The sequence below is a fragment of the Tabrizicola thermarum genome, assembly GCF_003574395.1.
Classification (GTDB): Bacteria; Pseudomonadota; Alphaproteobacteria; order Rhodobacterales; family Rhodobacteraceae; genus Tabrizicola; species Tabrizicola thermarum.
Genome location: NZ_QMJY01000076.1, coordinates 1 through 25,951, shown reverse-complemented (window position 1 = coordinate 25,951; position 25,951 = coordinate 1). Strand labels below are relative to the sequence as shown.

23 protein-coding genes and 1 tRNA gene are annotated in these 25,951 nt (G+C 67.2%); 18 read left to right on the top strand and 6 right to left on the bottom strand.

Going from position 1 to position 25,951, the window contains the following annotated elements:
• Nucleotides 1–5 precede the first annotated feature (5 nt).
• The 3 genes from D5084_RS11440 to D5084_RS11430 are packed head-to-tail and all read left to right on the top strand — an operon-like array spanning nt 6 to nt 1,187.
• Nucleotides 6–398, top strand: coding sequence for a hypothetical protein (locus D5084_RS11440; protein ID WP_128515623.1), 393 nt, complete (start codon nt 6–8; stop codon nt 396–398).
• 4 nt (nt 399–402) lie between these two features.
• A complete protein-coding gene (locus tag D5084_RS11435; RefSeq protein WP_128515622.1) occupies nt 403–795 on the top strand; it encodes a hypothetical protein in 393 nt (130 codons plus the stop codon).
• Nucleotides 796–797: 2 nt separating this feature from the next.
• On the top strand, nt 798–1,187 hold the full coding sequence (locus D5084_RS11430; protein ID WP_128515621.1) for a hypothetical protein: 390 nt from the start codon (nt 798–800) through the stop codon (nt 1,185–1,187).
• 476 nt (nt 1,188–1,663) lie between these two features.
• Here the strand turns inward: D5084_RS11430 and xseA are convergent, their stop codons facing one another.
• Entirely contained in the window at nt 1,664–3,226 is a 1,563-nt protein-coding gene (gene xseA / locus D5084_RS11425) for an exodeoxyribonuclease VII large subunit (protein ID WP_128515620.1), read from the bottom strand.
• Nucleotides 3,227–3,293: 67 nt separating this feature from the next.
• Here xseA and purD point away from each other — a divergent pair, with 67 nt between their 5' ends.
• From purD to ptsP, 4 genes are all read left to right on the top strand, one after another.
• Nucleotides 3,294–4,556: a phosphoribosylamine--glycine ligase gene (gene purD, locus D5084_RS11420; protein WP_128515661.1), complete on the top strand. Its 1,263-nt coding sequence runs from the start codon at nt 3,294–3,296 to the stop codon at nt 4,554–4,556.
• A gap of 140 nt (nt 4,557–4,696) precedes the next feature.
• Entirely contained in the window at nt 4,697–6,736 is a 2,040-nt protein-coding gene (locus D5084_RS11415) for a PhoX family protein (protein WP_128515619.1), read from the top strand.
• Between the two features lie 102 nt (nt 6,737–6,838).
• Nucleotides 6,839–8,095, top strand: coding sequence for an aspartate kinase (locus D5084_RS11410; protein WP_128515618.1), 1,257 nt, complete (start codon nt 6,839–6,841; stop codon nt 8,093–8,095).
• A 135-nt stretch (nt 8,096–8,230) separates the two neighbouring features.
• Nucleotides 8,231–10,477: a phosphoenolpyruvate--protein phosphotransferase gene (gene ptsP, locus D5084_RS11405; RefSeq protein WP_128515617.1), complete on the top strand. Its 2,247-nt coding sequence runs from the start codon at nt 8,231–8,233 to the stop codon at nt 10,475–10,477.
• 382 nt (nt 10,478–10,859) lie between these two features.
• Here the strand turns inward: ptsP and D5084_RS11400 are convergent, their stop codons facing one another.
• Genes D5084_RS11400 through D5084_RS11390 form a run of 3 tightly spaced genes read right to left on the bottom strand, consistent with a single transcriptional unit; the run spans nt 10,860 to nt 13,675 of the window.
• Nucleotides 10,860–12,332, bottom strand: coding sequence for an AMP-binding protein (locus tag D5084_RS11400; RefSeq protein WP_128515616.1), 1,473 nt, complete (start codon nt 12,330–12,332; stop codon nt 10,860–10,862).
• Between the two features lie 60 nt (nt 12,333–12,392).
• Nucleotides 12,393–13,139, bottom strand: coding sequence for an EcsC family protein (locus tag D5084_RS11395; protein ID WP_128515615.1), 747 nt, complete (start codon nt 13,137–13,139; stop codon nt 12,393–12,395).
• A gap of 50 nt (nt 13,140–13,189) precedes the next feature.
• Entirely contained in the window at nt 13,190–13,675 is a 486-nt protein-coding gene (locus tag D5084_RS11390; protein ID WP_128515614.1) for a GNAT family N-acetyltransferase, read from the bottom strand.
• A 385-nt stretch (nt 13,676–14,060) separates the two neighbouring features.
• Between D5084_RS11390 and rpsF the strand changes: the two genes are divergently transcribed.
• The 4 genes from rpsF to D5084_RS11370 all read left to right on the top strand — a co-directional run bounded on the left by rpsF (nt 14,061) and on the right by D5084_RS11370 (nt 16,475).
• Nucleotides 14,061–14,516 carry a 30S ribosomal protein S6 gene (gene rpsF / locus D5084_RS11385; RefSeq protein ID WP_128515613.1) on the top strand — a complete coding sequence of 152 codons (456 nt, stop codon included), beginning with the start codon at nt 14,061–14,063 and terminating at the stop codon, nt 14,514–14,516.
• A 19-nt stretch (nt 14,517–14,535) separates the two neighbouring features.
• Entirely contained in the window at nt 14,536–14,763 is a 228-nt protein-coding gene (gene rpsR, locus D5084_RS11380) for a 30S ribosomal protein S18 (RefSeq protein WP_103256213.1), read from the top strand.
• Between the two features lie 12 nt (nt 14,764–14,775).
• Nucleotides 14,776–15,345 (top strand): 50S ribosomal protein L9, encoded by a 570-nt coding sequence (gene rplI, locus D5084_RS11375; RefSeq protein WP_128515612.1) that lies wholly within the window; start codon nt 14,776–14,778, stop codon nt 15,343–15,345.
• A gap of 185 nt (nt 15,346–15,530) precedes the next feature.
• Nucleotides 15,531–16,475 (top strand): DMT family transporter, encoded by a 945-nt coding sequence (locus tag D5084_RS11370; protein WP_128515611.1) that lies wholly within the window; start codon nt 15,531–15,533, stop codon nt 16,473–16,475.
• A 27-nt stretch (nt 16,476–16,502) separates the two neighbouring features.
• Here the strand turns inward: D5084_RS11370 and tig are convergent, their stop codons facing one another.
• Nucleotides 16,503–17,837: a trigger factor gene (gene tig, locus D5084_RS11365; protein ID WP_128515610.1), complete on the bottom strand. Its 1,335-nt coding sequence runs from the start codon at nt 17,835–17,837 to the stop codon at nt 16,503–16,505.
• A gap of 148 nt (nt 17,838–17,985) precedes the next feature.
• A tRNA-Leu gene (locus D5084_RS11360) sits at nt 17,986–18,070 on the bottom strand.
• A 241-nt stretch (nt 18,071–18,311) separates the two neighbouring features.
• Between D5084_RS11360 and D5084_RS11355 the strand changes: the two genes are divergently transcribed.
• The 7 genes from D5084_RS11355 to D5084_RS11325 all read left to right on the top strand — a co-directional run.
• A complete protein-coding gene (locus D5084_RS11355; protein WP_162302424.1) occupies nt 18,312–18,731 on the top strand; it encodes a Hint domain-containing protein in 420 nt (139 codons plus the stop codon).
• Nucleotides 18,732–18,788: 57 nt separating this feature from the next.
• The gene (locus tag D5084_RS11350; RefSeq protein WP_128515608.1) at nt 18,789–20,189 is read left to right on the top strand and encodes an aldehyde dehydrogenase family protein; all 1,401 of its coding nucleotides are present in this window, start codon (nt 18,789–18,791) and stop codon (nt 20,187–20,189) included.
• Nucleotides 20,186–21,766 carry a GMC family oxidoreductase gene (locus D5084_RS11345; RefSeq protein ID WP_128515607.1) on the top strand — a complete coding sequence of 527 codons (1,581 nt, stop codon included), beginning with the start codon at nt 20,186–20,188 and terminating at the stop codon, nt 21,764–21,766. Before D5084_RS11350 ends, D5084_RS11345 begins: the two co-directional genes overlap by 4 nt.
• Before the next feature lie 123 nt (nt 21,767–21,889).
• Complete coding sequence (locus D5084_RS11340) at nt 21,890–22,942, top strand: PstS family phosphate ABC transporter substrate-binding protein (protein WP_128515606.1); 1,053 nt, start codon at nt 21,890–21,892, stop codon at nt 22,940–22,942.
• 64 nt (nt 22,943–23,006) lie between these two features.
• On the top strand, nt 23,007–24,383 hold the full coding sequence (pstC, locus tag D5084_RS11335) for a phosphate ABC transporter permease subunit PstC (RefSeq protein ID WP_128515605.1): 1,377 nt from the start codon (nt 23,007–23,009) through the stop codon (nt 24,381–24,383).
• 9 nt (nt 24,384–24,392) lie between these two features.
• Nucleotides 24,393–25,688, top strand: coding sequence for a phosphate ABC transporter permease PstA (pstA, locus tag D5084_RS11330; RefSeq protein WP_128515604.1), 1,296 nt, complete (start codon nt 24,393–24,395; stop codon nt 25,686–25,688).
• 14 nt (nt 25,689–25,702) lie between these two features.
• Nucleotides 25,703–25,951: ATP-binding cassette domain-containing protein (locus D5084_RS11325; RefSeq protein ID WP_128515603.1), on the top strand; the 249-nt coding region annotated here is incomplete at its 3' end.

Below are 25,951 nucleotides of genomic sequence, written 5' to 3'. Positions count from 1 at the left end.
CCCCGATGCGTGCCTTCCTTCTGCCCCTGATCCTTGCTGCCACCCCGGCCCTGGCCGAAACCCCGCTGAACGCCGAGGAATTCGACGCCGCCACAGTGAACCAGACCATTACCTACGACTACGGCGGCGGCCTCTTCGGCACCGAGGAATATCTGCCCAACCGCCGCGTCCGCTGGGCCTTCGAGGGCGATCTCTGCATCTACGGCGTCTGGTACCAGAAGAACGACCAGATCTGCTTCGAATACGAAACCGACCCGACGCCCGCCTGCTGGCTCTACTTCCTGGACAACGGCAAGATCCGGGGCCGCTTCATGGGCGAGGGCGGCGGGTGGGAGATCCTGGAATCTTCCCGCGACGGCGGCCCGCTGCCCTGCGCAGGGCCGGATGTCGGCGCCTGACCCGATGCGCCGCCTTGCACTCCTCTGCGCGCTCTGGCCGGCGCTCGCCGCCGCCGAACCCCCGATCACCGCCGAGGCGTTCGAGGCCCATGTCACCGGCAAGACCCTCACCTACCGACAGTTCGACCATGTCTTCGGGATCGAGGAATACCTGCCCGGCCGAAAGGTCCGCTGGAGCACCGCACCCAACGAATGCCAATACGGCAGCTGGTATCCGCAGGACACCCACATCTGCTTTGTCTACGAATACGACCCCACCCCGGCCTGCTGGACCTTCTGGCTGAAGGACGGCGCGCTGGTGGCGCTGTCGGTCCATGCCCAGCCCGGCGAGGAACTGCACGAGGTCTCGGCCGACGACAGGCCCCTGCCCTGCCCCGGCCCCGTCCTGGGGGTCTGACCATGCGCGCGCTCGCCGCCCTTCTGTCGGCCACCGGCCCCGCCCTCGCCGACCCCCCGCTTACCGGCGCCGAGTTCGACGCCCTGACCCTTGGCCGCAGCATGACCTGGTCCGAATTCGGGATGGTCTACGGCGTCGAACACTACCTGCCGAACCGCAAGGTCCGCTGGGCCGCCACGGGCCGGGACTGCACGCCTGGCCACTGGTACGAGGACGGCCCGGCGATCTGCTTCAAATACGAAACCGACAGGGATCCCGACTGCTGGATCATCACGCGCAGCGCACGGGGCTTCAGCGCAAGCTACACCACCAGCCCGCCCGGGACCGAGCCCGTGGCGGTCGCCGAGACGCCCGATCCGCCCGCCTGCCCCGGCCCCGAGGTCGGCACCTGATGCGGGGCCTGCTCCAGACCGCTCTGACATCCCGTGCCTCGCGCGGCCCGCGGGGGCGCAGTCCGGCCCCCCGATGACCCAGCAAGAGGTCGAACCCTTCGTCAAAGGCGGCGCGATCTGACGCGACGCCGCGCAATGCCGCAAGGGTGCCTCGCGCGCCGAAGCCGACCGGATCAGCTTCGACGACCAGGGCGAACCGTCCCCTTGGCGCCATAGCTGCCACGACCGCGGCAGCCGGCTGCTGCCCCGATCCTGCCTTGCCCCTCGCCAGACGTCACCTGCGACGGCTGCTTCGGCACGCGACTGCGCTGGTCTTGCGACGGCGACAGACACCGCTCCGGCTTGCTCTTTTTCCAAATACTCCCGCCGGAGGCAGACACATCCATCCCGCGCGCCGCCGGTATCGAAGCGCGCTGCCCGGAGTTCTCAAGCCAGAAACCTGCGCACGGCCCCGCACCGCGCGCAGGGCGCCCCCGTCAGAACAGGCTGCCTTGCCCGCTCTCGCCTTCGCCCTTCGTCCGCTTCCCGGCCCGTCCCCCGACCAAAAGCCGCCCATCCCGGAACTCGATCTCCAGCGCCGCCGCCTTCTCCGCCCCCGCCTTCGAGGTGACGACCGCCCCATCCCCCCGCACCACCGCATAGCCCCGCTTCAGGGTCTCGTGGTAGCCCAGCGTCACCCGGGTCCGGTCCAGCGCCTCCAGCCGGTCCGCCAGCCGGGCAAGCTGCTGCCGGGGCGCTGCCTCCAGACGCTCGGCAAGCCGCGCAAGGTCCCGCCGCCCGTCCGCCACCTTCCGCCCCGCATCGCCCAGCATCCGCGCAAGGGCCGGGGCCAGCCGCGCCGCCAGCGCCTCCAGACGCTCTCCCCGCCGCTCCAGCCGCAGCAGGATCGCCCGGCGCAACCGCTCGCCCTTCACCGCCACCTGGTCCGCCTGCCGCGCGACCAGGCCCCGAAGCGCCGCCGGCTGCAGCCGCCCTGCCACCCGGTCGTAGTCGCGGTGCTTCCGCGCCACCGCCAGCCCCAGCCCCGCCCCCAGCCGCAGCCCCGCCGCGTCCAGCCGTTGCCGGGGTGTCGAGACCAGCGTCTCCACCCTCGGCAGCGCGCGCGACAGGTCCCGCAGCCGCTGCCGCCGCAGGATCAGCCCCTGCCCGATCCCGCGCGTCAGCCGCGCCCCCAGAGCGTCCAGCGCCGCCAGAAGCTCCAGCCGCACCGGCACCGCCAGCTCCGCCGCCGCCGTGGGCGTGGGCGCCCGCAGGTCGGCGGCATGGTCGATCAGCGTGGCGTCGGTCTCATGCCCCACGGCCGAGATCAGCGGGATGCGCGACTCCGCCGCCGCGCGCACCACGACCTCCTCGTTGAACCCCCACAGGTCCTCCAGACTCCCGCCGCCGCGCGCGACGATCAGCACATCGGGCCGCGGGATCGGCCCGCCGGGCTCGATCGCGTTGAACCCCCGGATCGCCGCCGCCACCTGCGCCGCACAGTCCTGCCCCTGCACCGCCACCGGCCAGATCAGCACATGCCGGGGAAACCGGTCGCGCAGACGATGCAGGATGTCCCGGATCACCGCCCCACTCGGGGATGTCACCACCCCGATCACGCGCGGCAGATAGGGAATCGGCTTCTTCCGCGCGGGATCGAACAGCCCTTCGGCCTGAAGCGCCGCCTTCCGCTTCTCCAGCATCGCCATCAGCGCACCCGCCCCCGCTGGGGCCACATCCTCGACGATCAGCTGATACTTCGACTGCCCCGGAAAGGTGGTCATCCGCCCCGTGGCCACGACCTCCATCCCCTCCTCGGGGCGCACCTGCATCCGCGCGACCTGCCCCTTCCAGCTGACCGCCGCGATCACCGCACGATCATCCTTCAGGTCGAAGTAGAGATGCCCCGACGAGGGCCGCGACACCCGCCCCACCTCTCCGCGCACGCGGACAAGGCCGAACTCCCCCTCGATCACCCGCTTCACCGCCCCGGAAAGCTCCGACACGGTATATTCCGGCTGATTGCCCTGCGGCGCGGGGCCGTCGTCGATCAGGTCCATGGCGCTTGCCCTCCGTCGCCCCCGACCCTATGACGCGCGGAAGGAAAGTCCAAGCGGGGGCGCGGCGATGAACATCCTGATCCTGGGCTCCGGCGGGCGCGAACATGCGCTGGCCTGGGCGGTGAAGCAGAACCCCAAGACCGACCGGCTGATCGTCGCCCCCGGCAACGCGGGCACCGCGATGCTGGCCGAGAACGCCGACATCGACATCCTCGACGGCGCGGCGGTGGTGACGTTCTGCGAGGAGAACGCCATCGACTTCGTGATCGTCGGCCCCGAGGCCCCCCTCGCCGCCGGTGTCGCCGACGCCTGCCGCGCTGCGGGCCTTCTGGCCTTCGGCCCCTCGGCAGCCGCCGCCAGACTGGAGGCATCGAAAGCCTTCACCAAGGAGATCTGCGACGCCTGCGGGGCGCCGACCGCGGCTTACGCCCGCTTCACCGAACCTGTCGCCGCCCGCGACTACATCCGCGCGCAAGGCGCCCCCATCGTCGTCAAGGCTGACGGCCTCGCCGCCGGCAAGGGCGTCATCGTCGCGATGACCGAGGCCGAGGCCCTGGCCGCCATCGACGACATGTTCGGCGGCGAGTTCGGCGCGGCCGGGGCCGAGGTGGTCATCGAGGACTTCATGGACGGAGAGGAAGCCAGCTTCTTCATCCTCACCGACGGGACGAACGCGCTTCCCATCGGTACGGCGCAGGACCACAAGCGCGTGGGGGATGGCGATACCGGCCCCAATACGGGCGGCATGGGCGCCTATTCCCCGGCCCCGGTCCTGACCGACAGCCTGCAACAACAGGCGATGGATCGGATCGTCCTGCCCACGATCCGCGAGATGGCCCGTCGCGGCACGCCCTATCAGGGGGTGCTCTACGCGGGCCTGATGATAAGGGACGGCCAGGCGCGCCTTGTGGAATACAACTGCCGCTTCGGCGACCCCGAGGCGCAGGTCCTGATGATGCGCCTTGGCGCGCAGGCGCTGGACCTGATGCTGGCGACCGCCGAGGGCCGCCTGAACGAGGCCCAGGTCAACTGGGCGGACGATCACGCCCTGACCGTGGTGATGGCCGCGAAGGGCTATCCCGGCGCCTACGCCAAAGGCAGCCAGATCCGCGGGCTGGAGGAATTGCCCGAGGACAGCCGCCACATGGTCTTTCATGCCGGAACCGCCAGCCGCGACGCCGGGATCATCGCCTCGGGCGGGCGGGTCCTGAACGTGACCGCCCGCGGCAAGACGCTGCGCGAGGCCCGCGACGCCGCCTATGCCATGGTGGACCGCATCGACTGGCCGGGTGGCTTCTGCCGCCGCGACATCGGCTGGCGGGCGCTCTGACATCTCGCCTTCGCAAATCTGTCAGCAAACTGCAATTTCTCTGAATCCCGCCGCCTGCATCGTTCGGCAGGGGTTTCAACAGGCGCCTGTTGCCGGGCGGCTGCCCCTTGTCCCACCACTTCCTCGCGATGGAGCAAGGCATGTCCAGATACGAACACGACTATCCCGATTACCGCAGCACTCCGTTCCATGAACACGGCGACGAGATTCCCTCGAATCATTCCGCCAACCCCACGATGTATGACGTGATCGACGCCCGCACCTCGCGCCGGGGCTTTCTGGTCGGCGGGCTGGCCGCGCTGGCGACCGGCCTGTTCGGATCGGGCCTGACCCCGCGCGCGGCGCTGGCGCAGACCACGGCTGCGTCCGGGCTTCTGGGCTTCAAGCCCGTGCCGCTGTCCAAGGAGGATACCGTCGTCGTTCCCGAAGGCTACAAGGTGCAGATCCTTGCCCCCTGGGGCACCCCGCTGACCGCCGATGCCCCTGACTACACGCCGGGCGCGATGACCGGGGCCGCACAGGCCGTGCAGGTCGGCAGCCACCATGACGGGATGCATTTCTTCCCGATCGACGGCTCCTCGACCGATGGCCTTCTGGTCATGAACCACGAATACATCGAGCCGCGCTTCATGCATGCGGTGAAATGGGCCGGTCAGGCGATCGACGGCGACACCGTGGTCTTCGACGCCAACGGCATGCGCGACGATGACGAGGTGCTGGCCGAGATCAACGCCCATGGCTGCACGGTCGCCCGGATCACCCGTGGCGCCGATGGCCAGTGGTCGGTGGTCAAGGGCGACCCGATGAACCGTCGCATCACCGGCCTGACCGAGATGACGATCTCCGGCCCCGCCGCCGGTTCGGCGCATCTCGTGACCAAGTTCAGCCCCGATGGGACCAGGACCCGCGGCACGCTGAACAACTGCGCCCATGGCGTCACGCCCTGGAACACCTACCTGACCGCCGAAGAGAACTGGGCGGGCTATTTCGTGAACGCCGACGCCGAGATGCCGCGCGAGCACAAACGGTACGGCGTCTCGGACAAGGCCTCGCGCTACGGCTGGGAAAAGGCCGCATCCGGCGCGGACGAATACATCCGCTTCAACGCCGCCGCGACCGGCGCCAGCGCCGCCGAGGACTACCGCAATGAGCCGAACACCTTCGGCTGGATGGTCGAGTTCGACCCCTTCGACCCGGCCTCGGTGCCGGTCAAGCGCACGCATCTCGGCCGCTTTGCCCATGAAGGCGTGGTCTTTGCGCCTGCCGTCCCGGGCAAGCCGGTCGTCTGCTACTCGGGCGACGACAGCCGCTTCGAATACATCTACAAGTTCGTCTCGGCGGCGCCTTACGACCCGGCCACGGCCTCGGGCGCGCTGCTGGACGAGGGCACGCTCTACGTTGCCAGGTTCAACGAGGACGGCACCGGCGAATGGCTGGCGCTGGCGCCGGGCCAGAACGGCCTGACGCCGGAAAACGGCTTTGCCGATCTCGCCGACATCCTGGTCAACACCCGTGCTGCGGCGGACAAGGCGGGTGCAACCAAGATGGACCGTCCGGAATGGGGCACCATCGACCCGAAGACCGGCGAGGTCTACTTCACGCTGACCAACAACAACCGCCGCGACATGACCCAGATCGACGCGGTCAACCCCCGCGCCGAGAACAACTTCGGCCAGATCGTGCGCTGGCGCTACGAAGGCAACGATCACGCGGCGACCGGCTTTGCCTGGGACCTGTTCGTCATCGCCGGGACGCCGCGACAGTCGCTGACCTTCAAGGGCGAGACGCTGGGGGATGACAGCACCTTCGCCTGCCCGGACGGGATCTGGTGCGACCAGAATTCGCGGCTCTGGATCCAGACCGACATGGGCGACATCGGCCCCGACCAGAAGGGCCCGCTGGAGCCGTTCGGGGTGAACATGATGCTGGCCGCCGATCCGGCGACGGGCGAGATCCGCCGCTTCCTCACCGGTCCCTGGGGGCAGGAGATCACCGGCGTCATCACCACGCCGGACGGCACCACGATGTTCGTCAACGTCCAGCACCCGGGCGGCCATGCCTCGGCCGAACAGTTCGCTGCCAAGGATTACGGCTCGGGCTTCCCGGACTACAACGGCACCCCGCCGCGTTCGGCCACGCTGGTCATCACCCGCGAAGACGGCGGTGTGATCGGCGCGTGACCGAAACGCAGGGTGGGCAGTATTGCCCACCCTACCCACCCCCTTGCGCCAGCCGCGCCTCCCGCCTAAACACCGCGCGACTTCAGTGCGCGGAGAGGGTGGATGCCGCTTCTGGTGATGAAATTCGGCGGGACCTCGGTCGCCGATCTGGCGCGGATCGAGAACGCCGCCCGGAAGGTGCGCGCAGAGGTCGAACGCGGCTATGACGTCATCGTCATCGTCAGCGCCATGTCCGGCAAGACGAACGAGCTTGTCGGCTGGGTCGAGCAGACCTCGAAACTCTACGACGCCCGCGAATATGACGCCGTGGTGTCGTCGGGCGAGAACGTGACGGCTGGCCTCATGGCCCTGCGCCTGCAGGAAATGGGCATCCCCGCGCGCAGCTGGCAGGGCTGGCAGGTGCCGATCAACACCACCTCGGCGCACGGTCAGGCACGGTTCGTCTCGATCCCGCGCGACAACATCGACCAGAAATTCGCCGAGGGCTTCAAGGTCGCGGTCGTCGCGGGCTTCCAGGGCCTGTCGCCCGAAGGCCGGATCACCACGCTCGGCCGGGGCGGGTCCGACACCACCGCAGTCGCCTTCGCCGCCGCCTTCGGCGCCGAACGCTGCGACATCTACACCGATGTCGACGGCGTCTACACCACCGACCCCCGCATCTGCGCCAAGGCGCGCAAGCTCGACAGGATCGCCTTCGAGGAGATGCTGGAACTGGCCAGCCTGGGCGCCAAGGTCCTCCAGACCCGGTCGGTCGAACTGGCCATGCGCTACAAGGTGCGCCTGCGGGTCGTGTCTTCCTTCGAGGAGGTCGACGAGACCTCCGGAACCCTGGTCTGCGACGAGGATGAAATCATGGAATCGAAAGTAGTGTCCGGCGTCGCCTACAGCCGCGACGAGGCGAAGATGACGCTTCTGAAGGTCGAAGACCGCCCCGGCGTCGCCGCCGCGATCTTCGGCGCGCTGGCCGATGCGGGCGTCAACGTGGACATGATCGTCCAGAACATCTCGGAACGCGACGACCCCGCGGACAAGCGCGCCTACACCGACATGACCTTCAGCCTGCCCACCAACCAGGTGGACCGCGCGAAGAAGGCCATCGACGATGCCACGGCTGCGGGCAAGTTCGTCTTTTCGGAGCTTGTCACCGACAGCGACGTCGCCAAGGTCTCGGTCGTGGGCATCGGGATGCGGTCCCAGGTCGGCGTCGCCGCCAGGATGTTCGCGGCGCTGGCGGCGGAAAACGTGAACATCAAGGTCATCACCACCTCCGAGATCAAGATCAGCGTCCTGATCGACCGCAAGTACATGGAACTCGCCGTCCAGGCGCTCCACGACACGTTCGAGCTGGAAAAGGCCTGAGCCTCGACGCCCCACCGGCGGATCTGCACAGATCGCGGGCAGCCCGCAGCGGGGTTTGCCGGGCGACGCGGCATTCCCCTTCCCCACCCAAGGTTGCATCGCCTATAGAGGGGGCATGACCGAAGGAACGCCCTGATGCCCGAACGCAGCGAAAGCGACAGCCGGAAACTTCTGCGCCGCCTGCGCGACGTGCTGTCGGTCTCGGGCGGGGGGCAGGACCGGCTGGACCGCATCACGCATCTGATCGCCGACAGCATGGGGACCGAGGTCTGCTCGATCTACCTCTTCCGCGACCCCGAGACGCTGGAGCTTTGCGCCACCGAGGGCCTCAAGAAGGAAGCCGTCCACCAGACGCGCATGAAACTGGGCGAGGGCCTGGTCGGCCGCGTCGCCCGCACCGGCCAGCCGGTCAACACCGCGGATGCCCCCAGCGAAAAGGGCTTCCGCTACATGCCCGAGACCGGAGAGGAGCTGTATTCCTCGTTCCTCGGCGTGCCGATCCAGCGGGTCGGCGAAAAGCTGGGCGTGCTCGTGGTCCAGTCCAGGACCGCCCGGCAGTTTTCCGATGACGAGATCTATGCGCTGGACGTCGTGGCGATGGTGCTGGCCGAGATGACCGAACTCGGCGCCTTCACCTCGGGCGACGGGGCAATGCGGGCCCTGCACAAGCAGCCGGTGATGATCCGCGGCACCTCGGGCCAGGAGGGCGCCGCCGAGGGTCGGGTCTGGCTGCATGAACCGCGCGTCGTCGTGACCAATCCGGTCGCCGACGACCCCCTGACCGAGATCGACCGCATCCGCGCCGCCGTGGGCGAGTTGCGCGTGTCCATCGACGATCTGCTTGAGGCGCAGCAGCTTGACAAGGACCAGAAGCAGGTTCTCGAAGCCTATCGGATGTTCGCCCATTCCCGCGGCTGGCTGCGGCGGATGGAGGAAGACATCATGCGCGGCCTCTCGGCCGAGGCGGCGGTGGAAAAGGAACAATCCGCCGCCCGCGCCCGGATGGAGCAGGTCCCCGACCAGTATCTGCGCGAACGTCTGCAAGACCTCGACGACCTGTCGAACCGGCTCTTGCGCATCCTGACCGGCCAGGGCAGGGACACCGGGGCGGAAATGCCCGACAACCCGGTCCTCGTCGCCCGCAACATCGGCCCGGCGGAACTTCTGGACTATGGTCGCAAGCTGAAGGGCGTCGTGCTCGAGGAAGGCTCGGTCGGCAGCCACGCCGCCATCGTCGCCCGGGCGCTGGCCATTCCCCTTGTCATCAACGCCAGCCGCGTGGTGACCGAGGCCCTGAACGGCGACCACATCCTTGTCGACGGCGACCAGGGCATCGTCCATCTGCGCCCCGAGGAAACCGTCGCCCGCGCCTTCCGTGACAAGATCGCCATGCAGGCCGAGGCGCAGAAACGCTACGCCAGCTTGCGCAACCTGCCAGCGACCACCCTGTGCGGCACCACCATTGCCTTGCACATGAACGCGGGGCTGATGGCCGATCTGCCCAGTCTCGAAGGGTCGGGCGCCGAAGGCGTGGGGCTGTTCCGCACCGAGCTTCAGTTCCTCGTCCGCTCCAAGATGCCGCAACGGGCAGAGCTTGCCGCACTTTATGCCCGGGTGATGGATGCCGCCAAGGGCAAGCGCGTCGCCTTCCGCACGCTGGACATCGGGTCGGACAAGGTTCTGCCCTACATGAAGCCGCCCGAAGAGCCGAACCCGGCGATGGGCTGGCGCGCGGTCCGCGTGGGCCTCGACAAGCCGGGCGTGCTGCGGATGCAGCTTCAGGCCCTGATCCGCGCCGCAAAGGGGCGGCCCCTGACGATCATGTTCCCGCTCATCACCGAGCTGAGCGAGTTCCAGCAGGCCCGCAGCCATACCTTGCGCGAATTGCACCGCGAAAAGTCGCTGGGACATCCTGTCCCCGAACGGATCGAGATCGGCGCGATGCTGGAGACCCCCTCCCTCGCCTATGCGCCGAAGGCCTTCTTCGAGCTGACCGATTTCGTCAGCGTCGGCGGCAATGACCTGAAACAGTTCTTCTTCGCCGCCGACCGCGAGAACGAACTGGTCCGCCGCCGCTATGACACGCTGAACCTGTCGTTCCTGTCCTTCCTCGAGCTCATCATCGCCCGCTGCGCCGAGACATCGACGCCCCTGTCCTTCTGCGGCGAGGATGCCGGCCGCCCGATCGAGGCTTTGGCCCTTGCCGCCATCGGCTTCCGGTCCCTGTCGATGCGCCCCGCCTCGATCGGCCCGGTCAAGGCGCTGTTGCGCCGCGTGAACCTGGCCGAGGCCCGCGCCGCAATCGACCGCGCGCGCGCTGCGGGCGAGGAAAGCGCGCGTCCGATGCTGATGGAGTGGCTGGCGACGCAAGAGACCGTCTAGACGCGAAGGCTCCCGGCGCGGGGCTGTCCGTTCGCGGGCGAAACGCGGATCGGCTGTCCGGTGCGGCCCGGCGTCGATCGGCACGGGCCTCGAACCGGGTCCGTGCCAGCGCATCGTTCGTCTGCCTGCCCCTCGGGGTGCGGCGCCCTGCCCATCCGGTCCCGAGCCGAGGGCCAGGGGCTTGCCGCCAGGCTTGCGCGCGACAGCTGCAAGGCCGCGACGAGCCCAGGAGTGCCCGCCCCCGATACCCCGGCCCCACCGTCGCCGCTCTGCCGTCAGGCCTGCGGCCGGGCCCGGAAATTCCTAACGAAACCCTAACGCCCACAGACAAGCCATTGATTTCATTGTGACTCAAAAAGTGACCGCGCGCGGACAGGTCCGCTCACGTCCCGGCAAAAAGTCCCGCATACACCCGCCGCAGCTCGGCCTTCTGGACCTTCCCCATCGCGTTCCTCGGCAGGTCCGGCAGCACTAGCACCCGCTTCGGCAGCTTGAAGGCCGCCAGCCGGTCCCGCAGCGCCGCCCGCACCGAGCCCTCGTCCAGAGCCGCCCCCTTCGCAGCCACCAGACAGGCCACCACCGCCTCGCCGAAATCGGGATGCGGCACCCCGATCACCGCGCTGGCTGCGACGCCCGGAAGGTCATCCAGCGCCGCCTCGACCTCGGCGGGATAGACATTCAGCCCCCCGGTGATGACCAGGTCCTTCGCCCGGCCAAGGATCGACAGGTAGCCCTCCGCATCGAAGGCCCCGACGTCGCCGGTGACGAACCAGCCATCCCGGAACTCCTCGGCCGTCTTCTCGGGCAGCCGCCAGTAGCCCTTGAACACATTCGGCCCCCGCACCTCGATCGCCCCCGCCTCGCCTTGCGGCAGCACCGCGCCGTCCGGCCCGGTGATCCGCACCTCGACCCCCGGCAAGGGCATCCCCACGGTCCCCGCGCGACGGGCGCCGTCGTAGGGGTTCGAGGCGATCATGTTGGTCTCGGTCATCCCGTAGCGTTCCAGGATCGCGTGACCCGTCCTCTCGCGCCACGCGGCATGGGTCGCGGGCGACAGGGGGGCGGAGCCGGAGATGAAGAGCCGCATATGCGCGGTCGCCTCCCGGGTCAGGCCGGGGTCGGACAGAAGGCGGGTGTAGAAGGTCGGCACGCCCATCATCACCGTCGCTCGCGGCAAGGCGGCCAGCACCGAGGCGGGCTGGAATGTGCGCTGGAAGATCATCGAGGCACCGGAGTAAAGGACACAGTTCGTCGCCACGAAAAGCCCGTGCGTATGGAAGACCGGCAGCGCATGCAGAAGAACGTCGGCTTCGGTGAACCGCCACAGGCCGACCAGCGCCTCGGCATTCGAAGCAAGGTTTTCCCGCGTCAGCATCACGCCTTTCGACCGACCCGTGGTGCCCGAAGTGTAGAGGATCGCCGCAAGGTCGTCCGGCGCGTGGACGGGATCGACAAATGCGGCGGGCTGGTCGGCCGACAGGGCGATCAGCGCCGGAAGGTCCAGCACCCGCGCGCCCAGGGCGGAAAGGCCCGTGACCCGATCCGGGTCGGTCACGGCCAGCGCAGGCTCGGCATCGCTAAGGAAATGTTCGGTCTCGGTCACGGTGTAGCCCGGGTTCACCGGCAGGAAGATCACTCCGGTCCGCAGGCAGGCGAGGTAGAGCGACAGGACCGTTTCGGACTTCTCGACCTGCATCAACAGCCGGTCGCCCTTCCCCAGCCCAAGCGACAGCAGCGTGTGGGCAAGCCGCCCGGTTTCGTCCAGAAGGGCAGCATAGCTGGTCCCGTCCTGAATCCAGACCCGGCCCGGATCGACCGCCATCTGCTTTAGCCGTGTGATGACATCGGTGCTCATGCCGCCCCCCAATCCTGGACAGAAGCATCTACCCAGGCGGCGGGGCAGAGTGCAACCGGGTCAGGCCTGGATCACCTTGGGCGGAGTGGTGGCGATGCGGAATTCGGCCTCGACGGCTTCGGTTCCGTGGACCCTGGCCAAGAGCGCCAGCCCGAAGCGGACACGCGCGATTTCGCGGTAGTAGGACAGGAAGGCCGCATTCAGCGCAGCACCCGAGACTGCGCCGATGACGGGCACGGCCTGGGCCGCGAGCTTCTGGCCCAACACGGCCGCAAGTCTTGGCGCGATGGAGGCGATCAGGTTCTGCACCGTCGAGCCCGTCAGCGCGAGGCGCGAGCCGATGAACGAGGTGTTCACCCCGTCGTCCTGCGCCAGCGGACTGCCCGCCGAAAAGACCTGCAAACATTCGGCGCGGACCCAGTCCTCGTCAGGATCAAGGCCCGCAGCGCGCGCCTCGGCCCGGATCGCGTTCAGGAACAGGGTGACCGTCACCGGCAGTTCGGCCAGGGCAGTCGGCACCCCCCCTGCCCCACCGGCAGCGCCGCTGGCAATCACGGCCGCCATCGGCCCGCGCGCACCCAGGTCCGGGGCCCGGGCGGCGATCCCGTAGGAGGCCGCAAGCGCCTGGGCGGCCAACCGCTCGATCTGGAGGCGCAGCGGATCGGGCAAGGCGGTCAGCTGGTGCTCCAGCGTCGAACCAAGCCGGTTGACCAGCCGGATCACCGGCCCGTTGGCACGCTTGTAGCGGCGGGCAAGTTCGGCGACCTGGGCCGCGAGGTCGGACGTGGCAGGAATGATCTGGTCCATGCCACCGATATGGGACGGTCTGCCGCCCCTGCAAAGGCCCGTCGGGGCAATCAGGTCGCCTTGGTGACCTTTCCGGTCACGCCCTCCCAGGCCCCGGCCTTCAGCTCCAGCCCGAGAACCCGGTCAGGGTTGGTGGGCGGGGGCATCTCGACGCCCTCGAGTTTTCTGAACCCGAACCGGGAGTAATAGGGCGCGTCGCCGACCAGCATCACCCTTTCCCAACCCAGGCGCCGCGCCTCGGCCAGACTTTCGTTGATGAGAAGCGCCCCCAGGCCTTCGCCCTGATGCGTCGGGTGCACGGCCACCGGGCCGAGAAGCAGCACGTCATGTTCGCCGATCAGCGCGGGCCAATAGCGGATCACGGCGGCGAGCGCGCCCTCTTCGTCGCGGAGCGTCAGGCAAAGCGGGGCAACCGTCGGCACGCCTTCGCGCAGGCGATAGGACGAAAGCGCCGTGCGGCCGGGGGCGAAACAGAGGTCAAGGAGGGCCTCCACCTCCCACCAGTCATCCTCGGTCTCTTCTTCAAGCCGGTACACGCCGCCGATTTCCCACCCTGGTCCCCTGACGCGAATCCGCTGGCCGGATTCTGCTGGCACCGGGCCGTAACATGGCGTCGGGTCACGATCAATTTGTGAAAGGGTCGTCCGGGCACCCGCCGTCCCGCCGGACGGGTGGGGTGTCGCGGTCGGGGCTTTCGCTCTTCTGCCGTTGGACGCGCAATCCGCGCCGGCGACGAACGGGATCGGCGGGGTGCGGGACCCCTGAGATGATCGGGATTGCCGGTGCTTGCATCCCGGGGGATTGCCTGTATAAGGCCGCATCCTTTCCGCTTATCCATGAACCGGCGATGCCTCTCGTGGACGGGCTGCGGAAAAGGTTTCGCCCGTCCTATGAAGCCGCCCCGAAACGAAGGAAGCCCGCATGCCTCTTTACGAGCATGTCTTTATTGCGCGCCAGGACCTGTCCAACGCGCAAGCCGAAGGCCTTATCGAACATTTCTCCACAGTCCTCGCAGACAACGGCGGCAAGGTCGTCGAGAACGAGTACTGGGGCGTCAAGACGATGGCCTACAAGATCAACAAGAACCGCAAGGGCCATTATGCCTTCCTGAAATCGGACGCGCCCGCCGCGGCCGTGCAGGAGATGGAACGCCTGATGCGCCTGCATGACGACGTGATGCGCGTGCTGACCATCAAGGTGGACAAGCATTCCGAAGGCCCGTCGGTCCAGATGCAGAAGCGTGACGACCGCGAAGAGCGGGGCGACCGTGGTGGCTTTGGCGGCGGCGAACGCCGTGAGCGCCCGTCGTTCGGCGACCGCCCGGACCGTGGCGCCGATCGTGGCGAGCGTCCGTCGTTCGGCGCTCCGCGTCGTTGATCCGAGAAAGGAATAGACCATGGCGAACAAGCCGTTTTTCCGCCGCCGCAAGGTTTGCCCCTTCTCGGGCGACAACGCACCGGCAATCGACTACAAGGACACCCGTCTTCTCCAGCGCTACATCTCCGAGCGCGGCAAGATCGTGCCCAGCCGCATCACCGCAGTCTCGGCGAAGAAGCAGCGTGAACTGGCCCAGGCCATCAAGCGCGCCCGCTTCCTGGCCCTGCTGCCCTATGCCGTGAAATAAGGAGCACAGGACATGCAAGTGATCCTTCTGGAACGCGTGGCCAAACTTGGCCAGATGGGCGAGGTCGTGAACGTCAAGGACGGTTACGCCCGCAACTTCCTGCTGCCGCAGGGCAAGGCGCTGCGCGCGAACGAGGCCAACATCAAGTCGTTCGAGGCGAAGAAGGCCCAGCTGGAAGCGCAGAACCTGGAAACGAGGAAAGAGGCCGAAGCCGTGGGCGCCAAGCTCGACGGCCAGACCTTCATCGTGATCCGGTCGGCGTCGGACGCGGGTGCGCTTTATGGCTCGGTCACGCCGCGCGACGCGGCCGAGGCTGCGACGCAGGCGGGCTTTACCGTCAACCGCACGCAGATCGTGCTGGACAAGCCGATCAAGGACCTTGGGCTGCACACGGTGACAGTGCGTCTGCACCCGGACGTCGCGGTGAAGATCAAGCTGAACGTCGCCCGGTCGGTCGAAGAGGCAGAGCTGCAAGCCTCGGGCAAGTCGGTTGCCGAACTGGCGGCCGAAGCGGAGGCCCAGGCCGAATTCGAGATCGCCGAGCTGTTCGACGAAATGGGCGCAGCAGCCAGCGAAGAATAAGCAGTCCCCTGCGGGGAACTGGCAGCCGCGTCCGGGCAACCGGGCGCGGTTTGTCTTTGCAGGACGGGGTGTGCCCTGTCGCGGGCAAGGCCGCTGCGTCGGCCAGTGCAAGGCTTGACGCGCTTTGACGCGCGCGTGTCGGGGGCGGGATAGCCACGGCCCTTGCCCCGGCTAGCGTCGCACCCATGCACCTGTCAGCCACCCAGCGCGGTATCCTTGCCCTTGTCGTGGGGATCGCGGTCTTTTCGTTGCAGGACGTGATCCTGAAACGGCTGTCGGGGGACTATCCGCTGTATCAGGCGATGATCATCCGCAGCCTGACCGCCGTGCCCCTCCTTCTTGTCATCGTGCGGGTGCTGGATGGGCGGCTGACCACGATCACCTCGCCGAACTGGGGCTGGATGCTGGCGCGCGGGTTCCTGAACTTCACCGCCTACACGGCCTATTACCTGGGCCTTGCCGCCATGCCGATGGCGGACACGGTGGCCCTGTTCTTCACCGCCCCCCTGTTCATCACCCTTGCAGCCGCCCTGATCTTCAAGGAACGCATCGGGCCGATGAACCTGCTGGCGCTGCTGGCGGGCTTTGCGGGGATGCTGATGATCTTCAACCCCAGCGCCCGCGTCTTCGACCCTGCCGCGCTGCTGCCGGTGCTGGGTGCCTTCGGCTATGCGTTGACCCAGCTTGCCACCCGGGTCCTGGGCCGGACGGAGACGGCGGGGGCGATGACCTTCTGGGGGAACCTGACCTTCCTTGCCAGCGCCCTGGCCCTGGCGGCGGTCTTCGGTTCGGGGGCCCATGAGGGCGCGACGCATCCGTCGCTCGCCTTCCTGACTCGGGGCTGGCAGGAGATGCCGCTGCGCGACCTGTTGCTGTTCATGGCCTGCGGGCTCATCGCCTCGGTCGGACTGTCGCTGCTGACCTATGCCTACCGGGTTGCGCCCTCGTCCTCGGTGGCGCCCTTCGAATACAGCTTCATCATCTGGGGTGTGCTCTGGGGCTGGCTGTTCTGGGCGCAGCTTCCCACCCTTCTCGCCTGGGGCGGCATCGCCCTGCTGATCGGCGCAGGCCTTCTGGTGATCCGCGCCGAGGCGCAAAGGGAAAAGGCCGCCCCCGAAGGCGCGGCCTGATACTCCCTGCCGGACTTTGGCCGGTCCTTACATCTCGTCCAGCGCCTCGACGGCCTTCTGAAGGGCCTCTTTCGAGACCTCCTTCTCGGTCACATCGGCCAGGCTCACCAGGTGATCGACCACCTTGTTCTCGAACACCGGAGCACGCAGCTGCTGCTGCATCTGCGGGTTCTTCTGCACGAATTCGAAGAACTGGCGTTCCTGCCCCGGATACTGGCGGGCAGCGGACAGCACGGCCTGCGTCATCTCGGCATCGGTCACGGTGACTTCGGCCTTGCGGCCGATCTCGGCGAGAAGCAGGCCCAGACGCACGCGGCGTTCGGCCAGTTTCTTGTGCTCGTCCGTGGTTTCGATGTCGCCGTGGTTGTGGCCATGCTCGTGCGGATTTTCTTCGTGCCAGAGCTGGTGCGCGATCTGGTTGGCCTCGGCCTCGACCAGGTTGGCGGGCAGGTCGAACTTGACCATGCCGTCCAGCTGATCCAGGAGCGAGCGCTTCAGGACCGCACGCGCGGCACCCTTGTACTCTGCCTCAAGCCGCTCGGCGATCTGGGCCTTCAGCGTGGCAAGATCCTCGACGCCGAACTTCTTGGCCAGCTCGTCGTCGATCTCGGCCGGCTTCGGTTCCTTGACCGCCTTCACCGTGCAGGCAAAGACCGCGGACTTCCCGGCCAGATGCGCGGCACCGTAATTGTCCGGGAAGGAGACGTTCACCGACACCTCGTCGCCGACCTTGGCGCCGATCAGCTGGTCCTCGAAGCCGGGGATGAAGGACCCCGAACCCAGTTCCAGCGGGTAATCCTCGGCCGAGCCGCCCTCGAACAGCTCACCATCGACCGAGCCCTTGAAGTCGATCACGACCTGGTCGCCCGACTTGGCCTTCGAGCCCTTCTTGCGGTCCTCGAAGGACTTGGCCGACTTGGCCAGGTTCTCCAGCGCCTCTTCGATGGCCTTGTCGTCGGCCTTCACGATCAGGCGTTCCAGCTTGATCTTCGAGGCATCGACATCCGGGATCGGAGGCAGCGCGTCATAGGTCATCTCGACCACGACATCCTGGCCCTCTTTCCAGGTCTCGCCGCCGACCATCCTGACCTCGGGCTGGAGCGCCGGGCGGTCGCCGGTCTTGTCGAAATGGTCCTTCATGGCGGTGTCGATGGCTTCCTGCATGGCATCGCCCAGGATGCGGGTGCCGAACTGCTTTTTCAGGATCGCCAGCGGGACCTTGCCCTTGCGGAAGCCCTTGATCTCGACCTCGGGCTGCGCCTCGAGCAGCTTTTCCTGGACCTTCGCGTCCAGTTCGGCCGCCGTCACCGTGATGGTGTAGCCGCGCTTGAGGCCTTCGTTCAGGGTCTCGGTGACCTGCATGGGGGGACGTCCTTCCTAAGCTGTCTCGGGCGCTATTCGCGCAATACTCCACCGGCACAAGGCAGGACCTTGCGCGCGTTGGGCGGGCTTCTAGCAAAGCCTTCGGTCCGATGTAAGGGGGAATCGCCCGCCGCGGTGCGGGATCGACTGGTGCGGGTGAAGGGACTTGAACCCCCACGCCTTGCGGCGCCAGAACCTAAATCTGGTGCGTCTGCCAATTTCGCCACACCCGCACGGCGTTCCTTCTAGCAAACCCCTCATCCGGGGGCGAGAGGCAAAACCGCCGCCCCATTCCCGCCACAACCACAGCGAGATCGGGCCACAACTGCCCAGAAATGACCTGACTGGCATCGAATGTCGACCACAAACCGGGTCCAAGACTCGTTCGACCGACTGGGAAAGGCACGATCCGTGGACGCCAACGCACCCTTTTCTCGCTCTGCTGACGGCGCCGGGACAGCTCAGGCCCCGGGCATGCTGGCCGGAACCATGGTGCGCACGCTGGACGGGCTGATCCCGGTCGAATTCCTGACGCCCGGCGACCGCATCGTCACCCGTGCGGGTGCCCGCAGGCTGACCTCGGTGTCGGTCGTTGTGCGCAAGCAGGTTGACCTCGTGCGGGTCAAGGCCTCGACCATGGGCCATGACCGGCCGGATCAGGACCTTCTTCTGTCCCCCGGCCAGCCGGTTCTGATCCGCGACTGGCGGGCCAGGGCGCTTTATGGCGTCCCGGTGGCCGCGATACCGGCGGCCCGCTTGGCCGATGGCGAATTCGTCTGCGTCGAGCCGCACCGCAACGCCCGGCTGTTCACCCTCCGCTTCGACGAGGACGAGGTGATCTACGCCGAGGGGCTGGAGCTGGCCTGCCTTGCCTTCCTGCCCGAACTGGCCTGACCGGAACTGACGTTGCGTCGCTCTGGGAATTGGCGGCAGGACAGTTAATGTCGCCGCATGACGAGCGCGCAGTCGGCCACCGCGACGATCTTTGCCCGGATGAAGGCCGGGAATGATGCCCGTCGGACCTCTTTCGGCCTGGCGGAACGTCGGGCAGCGCTGGACCGGCTGGCCGACATGGTCCGCCGCAACGAAACCGCGATCATCGCGGCGCTGCGGGCGGATCTGGGACGCCCCGAGGCAGAGGCAGTCCTGATGGATTACCTCAACACCCTGCAGGAAATCCGCCATGCCCGGTCGCATCTGCACCGCTGGATGAAACCGCGCCGGGTCTGGCCGACGCTGGCAACCCTTGGCGCATCCGGCCGGATCGAGGTGCAACCGCGCGGGACCTGTCTCATCATCGCGCCCTGGAACCTGCCGTTCCATCTGGCGCTGGGGCCGCTGGCCTCCTGCCTTGCGGCGGGCAATGCCGCCATCGTCAAGCCTTCGGAACTGACCCCCGCCAGCAGCGCGCTGATCGCCCGGATGATTGCCGAGACCTTCCCGCCGGACCTGGTCGCCGTGGTCGAGGGTGACAAGGTTGTGGCCGAAGAGCTGCTGGCGCTGCCCTTCGATCACATCTTCTTCACCGGCTCACCTGCGGTCGGCAGGATCGTGATGGCGGCGGCGGCGCGAACGCTGGCCTCGGTGACGCTGGAGCTGGGCGGCAAGTCGCCGGTCATCGTCGGGCCGGACGCCGACCTGAAACAGGCGGCCGACTGGATCACTTTCGGCAAGTTCCTGAACGCGGGCCAGAACTGCATCTCGCCCGACCACCTTTACGTCCATGTCTCGGTGAAGGAGGGCCTGGTCGCCGCCCTGCGTAACCGCATCGCCCGCGCCTATGGCAACGGCGAGGCCAGTCCGCATCTGACCCGCATCGTCTCGCCCGGTCACGCCGCGCGCCTGGCTGCGCTGATCGCCGACGGGCTGGACAAGGGGGCAAGGGTGCTGCTGTCCGGCGGGCAGGATGGCCAGGCTGTCGGTCCGCAGCTGATGGAGGGCATCACCCCCGACATGCGACTTGCGCAGGAGGAGATCTTCGGCCCGATCCTGCCGATCCATTCCTTCGACAGCATCGACAGTGTGATCGACGCGATCAACGCGCGCGAAAAGCCGCTGGCGCTGTATGTCTTCGACCGCGACGCCGCGCGTATTGCCGAGATCACCCGGCGCACCACTTCGGGCGCGGTCGGGGTGAACCTCACGCTGGTGCACTACAGCCAGTTGAACCTGCCCTTCGGCGGGGTCAACGGCTCGGGCATCGGGGCGGCGCATGGCCACGCGGGGTTCCTGGCCTTCAGTCACGAACGCGCCGTGCTGCGCAACCGCTTCCTTCTCCTGCCGATCCTGTTCCCGCCCTACACGCCCCGCGTGCTGCGGCTGATCGGCCTGGTCAAGCGGTTCCTGGGATGAACGATTTCGACCATATCATCGTCGGCGCGGGATCGGCGGGCTGCGTTCTGGCCAACAGGCTGTCGGCCGATCCGGCCGTCCGGGTCTGCCTGATCGAGGCCGGACCGCCGGACCGCAACCCGATGATCCATATGCCCTTCGGCCTTGCCGCCCTGGCGCATATGCGCTGGCTGAACTGGGGCTACGAGACCGAACCCGAACCGCAGTTGCAGAACCGTCGTCTCTTCTGGCCCAGGGGCCGGGTGCTGGGCGGGTCCTCCTCGATCAATGCGATGATCTACATGCGCGGGCATCCGCAGGATTACCGCGACTGGGCGGCGGCGGCGGGGCCGGAGTGGGACTGGCCCCGGGTCCGCGCAATCTTCAAGGACCTGGAGGACAATCAGGCGATCGCCGACGACCATCACGGACAGGGCGGCCCGCTCAGCGTGAGCAACCTGCGCCAGCCCAATCCGCTGAGCCTTGCCTTCGTGCAGGCAGGGGCGGAATGCCAGTTCCCCGTCAACCCCGACTTCAACGGCGCCACGCAGGCGGGTGTCGGGCTGTATCAGGTGACCCAACGCGACGGTCGCCGCTTCAGCAGCGCCCGCGCCTTTCTGGAGCCCGCGCTGTCGCGCCCGAACCTGACGCTGCTGACCGGGGCTCAGGTGCACCGCGTCCTGATCGAGAACCGGCGCGCCGTTGGTGTCGCCCTGGCCACCCGCGAGATCCGCCTGCGCGAGGGGGGCGAGATCCTTCTGGCCGGCGGGGCGATCAACTCGCCGCAGCTCTTGATGCTGTCGGGCATCGGGCCGGGCGCGCACCTGCAGGCGATGGGGATTCCCGTCGTCCACGACGCGCCGGAGGTCGGGGCAAACCTGGCCGATCATCTGGACATCACCGTGCAGGCCGCGCTGAAGACGCGCGACGCGATCGGCATCGCCCCCAGTTTCCTGCCGCGCGCCTTGCGGGCCAGCTGGGCCTATCTGCGCAGGGGCAGCGGCGAGTTCACCTCGAACATCGCCGAAGCCGGGGGGTTTGTGACATCGGACTTGACCCGCGACCGGCCGAACCTGCAGTTCCACTTCATTCCGGCCTATCTGCACGACCACGGGCGCCGGTTGTCGCTGGGCTATGGCCTGACGCTGCATGTCTGCGACCTGTTGCCGAAAAGCCGGGGCCGGATCAGCCTGGCCTCGCCCGACCCGGCGGCTGCCCCCCGGATCGCCGCCAATTACCTGGATCATCCCGACGACCTGCCGACCCTGCTGAACGGCCTCAAGATTGCCCGCCGGATCGTCAAGGCCCCCGCCCTGCAACGATACATCGCGCGGGAAACCCTTCCGGGACAAGGCGTTGACACCGATGCCCAGCTGGAAGCCGACATCCGCGCCCGGGCCGAGACGATCTATCACCCGGTCGGAACCTGCCGGATGGGAACGGATCCGCAGGCGGTGACCGATGGTCAGGGCCGGGTTCGTGGTGTCGATGGCCTGCGTGTGGTCGATGCCTCGCTGATGCCGCAGATCATCGCGGGAAACACCAACGCACCGACCATGATGATCGCCGAAAACATCGCGCGGATGATGCTGGTCTGAGATCGGCTCGCGGCAAGAACTGTCATACAGCTTTTACAAACTTGCAATCTAAGCGTCACGCCACAGGGCTAGAGCCTGTCGCACGCTGCCAACGATGGCCGCACGCAATGCAGGAGTGCACCAATGAAATCCTTCAAGATCACCGCTTCGGTCCTGGCGCTTGCCGCCTCGGCCACGATGGCTGAAGCCCGCGACCAGATCCGCATCGTCGGGTCCTCGACCGTGTTCCCCTACACCCAGGCTGTTGCCGAAGAATTCGCCAACCAGGGCGGCACGGCGCCGATCGTGGAATCGACCGGCACCGGCGGCGGGATGCAGATCTTCTGCGGCGGCGTCGGCGCAGACTTCCCCGATATCACCGGCGCCTCGCGCGCGATGAAGAAGTCGGAATACGAGCTGTGCGTCCAGAACGGCGTGACCGACATCACCGAGGCGCTGATCGGCTATGACGGGCTGGCCATTGCCGTGAGCCGTGCCAACACCACCGACTGGGACCTCACCCTGGAGCAGGTCTACAAGGCGCTGGCCGCCAAGGTTCCGGTCGACGGCAAGCTGGTGGACAACCCCTACAAGATGTGGTCGGACGTCGACCCCGCGCTGCCCGCAACTCCGATCCTCGCCTACGGCCCGCCGCCCACCTCGGGCACCCGTGACGCCTTCGTCGAACTTGCGATGCACAAGGGCTGCGAGGCGACCGACTATGCCAAGTCGCTGAAGGAAACCGCCACGAAAGAGGACTATGCCAAGTTCGTCGAGGAAGACTGCTCGCGCATGCGTCAGGATGGTCCCTTCGTCGAAGCGGGCGAGAACGACAACCTGATCGTCCAGCGCCTGGAAGCTGACCCGAACGCCGTCGGCATCTTCGGCTACTCGTTCCTCTACGAGAACCTCGACAAGCTGAAGGATGTCAAGATCAACGGCGTCGAGGCCACGCAGGAAACGATCGCCTCGTTCGAATATCCGATCTCTCGCCCGCTTTACTTCTACGTGAAGAACGCCCACCGCGGCGTGATTCCGGGCCTGAACGAGTTCATCGCGGAATACGCCTCGGAAGAAGCGATGGGCGCCGGTGGCTATCTGGCCGAGCGTGGCCTTGTCGCTCTGGACGACGCCAAGCTGAAGGAAGTGCAGGACGCGCTGACCAACGCCGTGAACATGGCCGCTCCCGAGAAGTAAGACCTGACCACCGCTGCCCGGGGCGTGACAGCCCCGGGCAGCAGCCTTTCGCAAAGGGGCCGACATGACCGGGCTTGCTTTCCTTATCCTCTTCGCCGCGGTGATCCTGGGCTATGTCCTGAACCGCAAGGCCGCATTGCAGATCAAGTCCCAGGGCGCCCGGATGCATTCGCTGACTGGCTTTCATGGCCTTTACTCTGCCCTGCTTGTCGCCGTTCCCGGCTTTGTCGTCATCCTTGGCTGGCTGATCCTTCAGCCCGTGATCGTTGACCGCAGCGTCATGGCGGGCCTGCCGGACGGCGTGCTGGACGGGCTGGACAAGGGTGCCGCTTCGCTGGTGCTGGCCGAAATCAAGTCGATTGCGCGAGGGCAGGTCTTCGGCACGCCAGAGGACTGGAAACTGGCCGCCGCCGAGACGCTGGCGGCGCGCAATGCCGCAGCCTCGCTGGCCCTCGTCGTCCTGATCGCGGTGATGTCGCTTGCCATCATCTTCTTCGCACGGTCGCGCGTCTCTGCCGATTTCCGGGCCCGGCATGGCGTCGAAAAGATCGTCATGGGCCTGATGATCTTCTGCTCGACCGTCGCGATCTTCACCACCGTCGGGATCGTGCTGTCGCTGCTGTTCGAAAGCATCAAGTTCTTCCGCATGGTGCCGCTGAACGAGTTTCTCTTCGGCCTCCGGTGGGAGCCGCAGATCGCCATCCGCGCCGACCAGGTTGCCGGTCAGGGCGCCTTCGGGGTCGTCCCGGTGATCCTCGGCTCGGTCGTCATCATGATGATCGCCCTTGTGGTCGCCGTGCCGATCGGGCTGTTCTCGGCGATCTACCTGAACGAATTCGCCTCGCCCCGTGCCCGAAACATCATCAAGCCGACGCTGGAAGTCCTGGCCGGGGTGCCGACCATCGTCTACGGCTTCTTCGCCATCCTTGTGGTCGCACCTTTCCTGCGGGGCGCCGGCGCAAGCATGGGGCTGGAGATTTCGCCCAACACCGCGCTCGCTGCCGGCATCTGCATGGCGATCATGCTGATCCCCTTCATCTCCTCCTTCGCGGACGACGCCCTGTCGGCCGTGCCGCGCGCGCTGTCGGACGGCTCGCTCGCCCTTGGCGCGACGCGGGGCGAGACGATGCAGAAGATCCTCTTCCCCGCCGCCGTTCCCGGGATCGTCGGCGGCATCCTTCTGGCCGTCAGCCGCGCCATCGGCGAGACGATGATCGTGGTGATGGCCGCAGGCATCATCGCCTCGCTCACGCTGAACCCGCTGGACAGCGTGACCACCGTGACCGTCCAGATCGTGACGCTGTTGATCGGCGACACGGAATTCGACAACCCCAAGACGCTGGCGGCCTTCGCGCTTGGCTCGCTCCTCTTCCTCATCACGCTTTGCATCAACATCCTCGCGCTCCGCATCGTGCGGAAATACCGCGAGCAGTACGACTAGGTGCCGGACATGTCGGACATGACCAACCCCACGACAGCGCGCCCCAGGTTCGACTGGAAAGCGCCGGCCTATGAGGCGCTGATCCGCAAGCGCCGCAGAAGCGAGGTCTGGCTGAAGACCGCCGGGCTCGTCTCGATCAGCCTCGCGCTGGGGTTTCTGGCCCTGATGCTCGTCGCGCTGACGGCAACCGGCTACAAGGCGTTCACGCAGACGCATGTGACCATCGAGGTCCCGATCTCGCCTGACAACGTCGACTCTGCGGACATCTTCGGCAGCAACTGGCGGCGCGTGATGCAGGCATCGATCGCCAACATGTTCCCCGATCTCGACCAGGCCGGGCTCAAGGAGGCGGGCGCCATCCTGTCGAACGGAGCGCAGTTCCTGGTCCGTGACGCCGTCATCGCCGACCCTTCGCTGATCGGCGGGGTGCTGACCATAACCGTTCCCACCTCGGACCCTTTCGACCAGCTGAACAAGGGCCTCGTCGACCGCGATACGCCTGAAGGCAACCGCCGGGTGACTGACGCACAGATCGCGGCGTTCGACAAACTCGTCGCCGAGGGTCGGATTTCGACACCCTTCTCCTGGGGCCTGTTCACCAGCCCCGACTCGCGCTTTCCCGAGCTTGCGGGCCTTAAAGGCGCTTTCATCGGTTCGGGCTACCTCCTCCTTGTCTGCTTCGCGATCGCCCTGCCCATCGGCATCGGCGCCGCCATCTACCTTGAGGAATTCGCACCGAAGACCCGCTTCAGCGACCTGATCGAAGTCAACATCAACAACCTTGCCGCCGTGCCCTCGGTCGTCTTCGGCCTCTTGGCGCTGTCGGTCTTCCTGAACTGGTTCGGCCTGACCCGCGGCTCGCCTCTGGTCGGAGGCATGACGCTGGCCCTGATGTCGTTGCCCACGATCATCATCGCCACCCGCGCGGCTCTGAAGGCCGTGCCGCCGTCGATCCGTGAAGCAGCGCTTGGCGTCGGTGCCTCGCGCCAGCAAGTGGTCTTCCATCATGTCCTGCCCCTGGCGATGCCCGGGATCATGACCGGGACGATCATCGCGATGGCCCAGGCCATCGGCGAGACCGCGCCGCTCCTCCTGATCGGGATGAACGCCTTCATGACCTCCGCGCCCTCGACACCGTTCGAAAGCGCGACGACCCTGCCGACCCAGATCTTCATCTGGGCCGACAGCCCCGAACGCGGCTTCGTCAGCCGCACCTCGGCCGCGATCCTTGTGCTTCTGGCGATCCTCGTGATGATGAACGGCCTTGCGATCTGGCTTCGCCGCAAATTCGAACGCCGCTGGTAAAGGAAATGGATGCCATGAACGACATGACCCGCACCGGACTGGAAGCCGGGACGACCGCCGCCAAGATCTCGGCCACGGGGGTTCAGGTCTACTACGGTCAGAACCACGCGCTGAAGGATGTCTCGGTCGAGATCCTCGACCGGGCGGTCACGGCCTTCATCGGGCCGTCGGGCTGCGGCAAATCGACCTTCCTGCGCTGCCTGAACCGGATGAACGACACCGTCGCCTCGGCGCGGGTCGAGGGTCGGATTCTTCTGGAAGGC

Bases quoted from the DNA above. Each gene is read 5' to 3' on its own strand.
- D5084_RS11440 (WP_128515623.1), top strand. From the start codon at position 6: ATGCGTGCCTTCCTTCTGCCCCTGATCCTTGCTGCCACCCCGGCCCTG.
- D5084_RS11435 (WP_128515622.1), top strand. From the start codon at position 403: ATGCGCCGCCTTGCACTCCTCTGCGCGCTCTGGCCGGCGCTCGCCGCC.
- D5084_RS11430 (WP_128515621.1), top strand. From the start codon at position 798: ATGCGCGCGCTCGCCGCCCTTCTGTCGGCCACCGGCCCCGCCCTCGCC.
- xseA (WP_128515620.1), bottom strand. From the start codon at position 3,226: ATGGACCTGATCGACGACGGCCCCGCGCCGCAGGGCAATCAGCCGGAA.
- purD (WP_128515661.1), top strand. From the start codon at position 3,294: ATGAACATCCTGATCCTGGGCTCCGGCGGGCGCGAACATGCGCTGGCC.
- D5084_RS11415 (WP_128515619.1), top strand. From the start codon at position 4,697: ATGTCCAGATACGAACACGACTATCCCGATTACCGCAGCACTCCGTTC.
- D5084_RS11410 (WP_128515618.1), top strand. From the start codon at position 6,839: ATGCCGCTTCTGGTGATGAAATTCGGCGGGACCTCGGTCGCCGATCTG.
- ptsP (WP_128515617.1), top strand. From the start codon at position 8,231: ATGCCCGAACGCAGCGAAAGCGACAGCCGGAAACTTCTGCGCCGCCTG.
- D5084_RS11400 (WP_128515616.1), bottom strand. From the start codon at position 12,332: ATGAGCACCGATGTCATCACACGGCTAAAGCAGATGGCGGTCGATCCG.
- D5084_RS11395 (WP_128515615.1), bottom strand. From the start codon at position 13,139: ATGGACCAGATCATTCCTGCCACGTCCGACCTCGCGGCCCAGGTCGCC.
- rpsF (WP_128515613.1), top strand. From the start codon at position 14,061: ATGCCTCTTTACGAGCATGTCTTTATTGCGCGCCAGGACCTGTCCAAC.
- rpsR (WP_103256213.1), top strand. From the start codon at position 14,536: ATGGCGAACAAGCCGTTTTTCCGCCGCCGCAAGGTTTGCCCCTTCTCG.
- rplI (WP_128515612.1), top strand. From the start codon at position 14,776: ATGCAAGTGATCCTTCTGGAACGCGTGGCCAAACTTGGCCAGATGGGC.
- D5084_RS11370 (WP_128515611.1), top strand. From the start codon at position 15,531: ATGCACCTGTCAGCCACCCAGCGCGGTATCCTTGCCCTTGTCGTGGGG.
- tig (WP_128515610.1), bottom strand. From the start codon at position 17,837: ATGCAGGTCACCGAGACCCTGAACGAAGGCCTCAAGCGCGGCTACACC.
- D5084_RS11355 (WP_162302424.1), top strand. From the start codon at position 18,312: ATGCTGGCCGGAACCATGGTGCGCACGCTGGACGGGCTGATCCCGGTC.
- D5084_RS11350 (WP_128515608.1), top strand. From the start codon at position 18,789: ATGACGAGCGCGCAGTCGGCCACCGCGACGATCTTTGCCCGGATGAAG.
- D5084_RS11345 (WP_128515607.1), top strand. From the start codon at position 20,186: ATGAACGATTTCGACCATATCATCGTCGGCGCGGGATCGGCGGGCTGC.
- D5084_RS11340 (WP_128515606.1), top strand. From the start codon at position 21,890: ATGAAATCCTTCAAGATCACCGCTTCGGTCCTGGCGCTTGCCGCCTCG.
- pstC (WP_128515605.1), top strand. From the start codon at position 23,007: ATGACCGGGCTTGCTTTCCTTATCCTCTTCGCCGCGGTGATCCTGGGC.
- pstA (WP_128515604.1), top strand. From the start codon at position 24,393: ATGTCGGACATGACCAACCCCACGACAGCGCGCCCCAGGTTCGACTGG.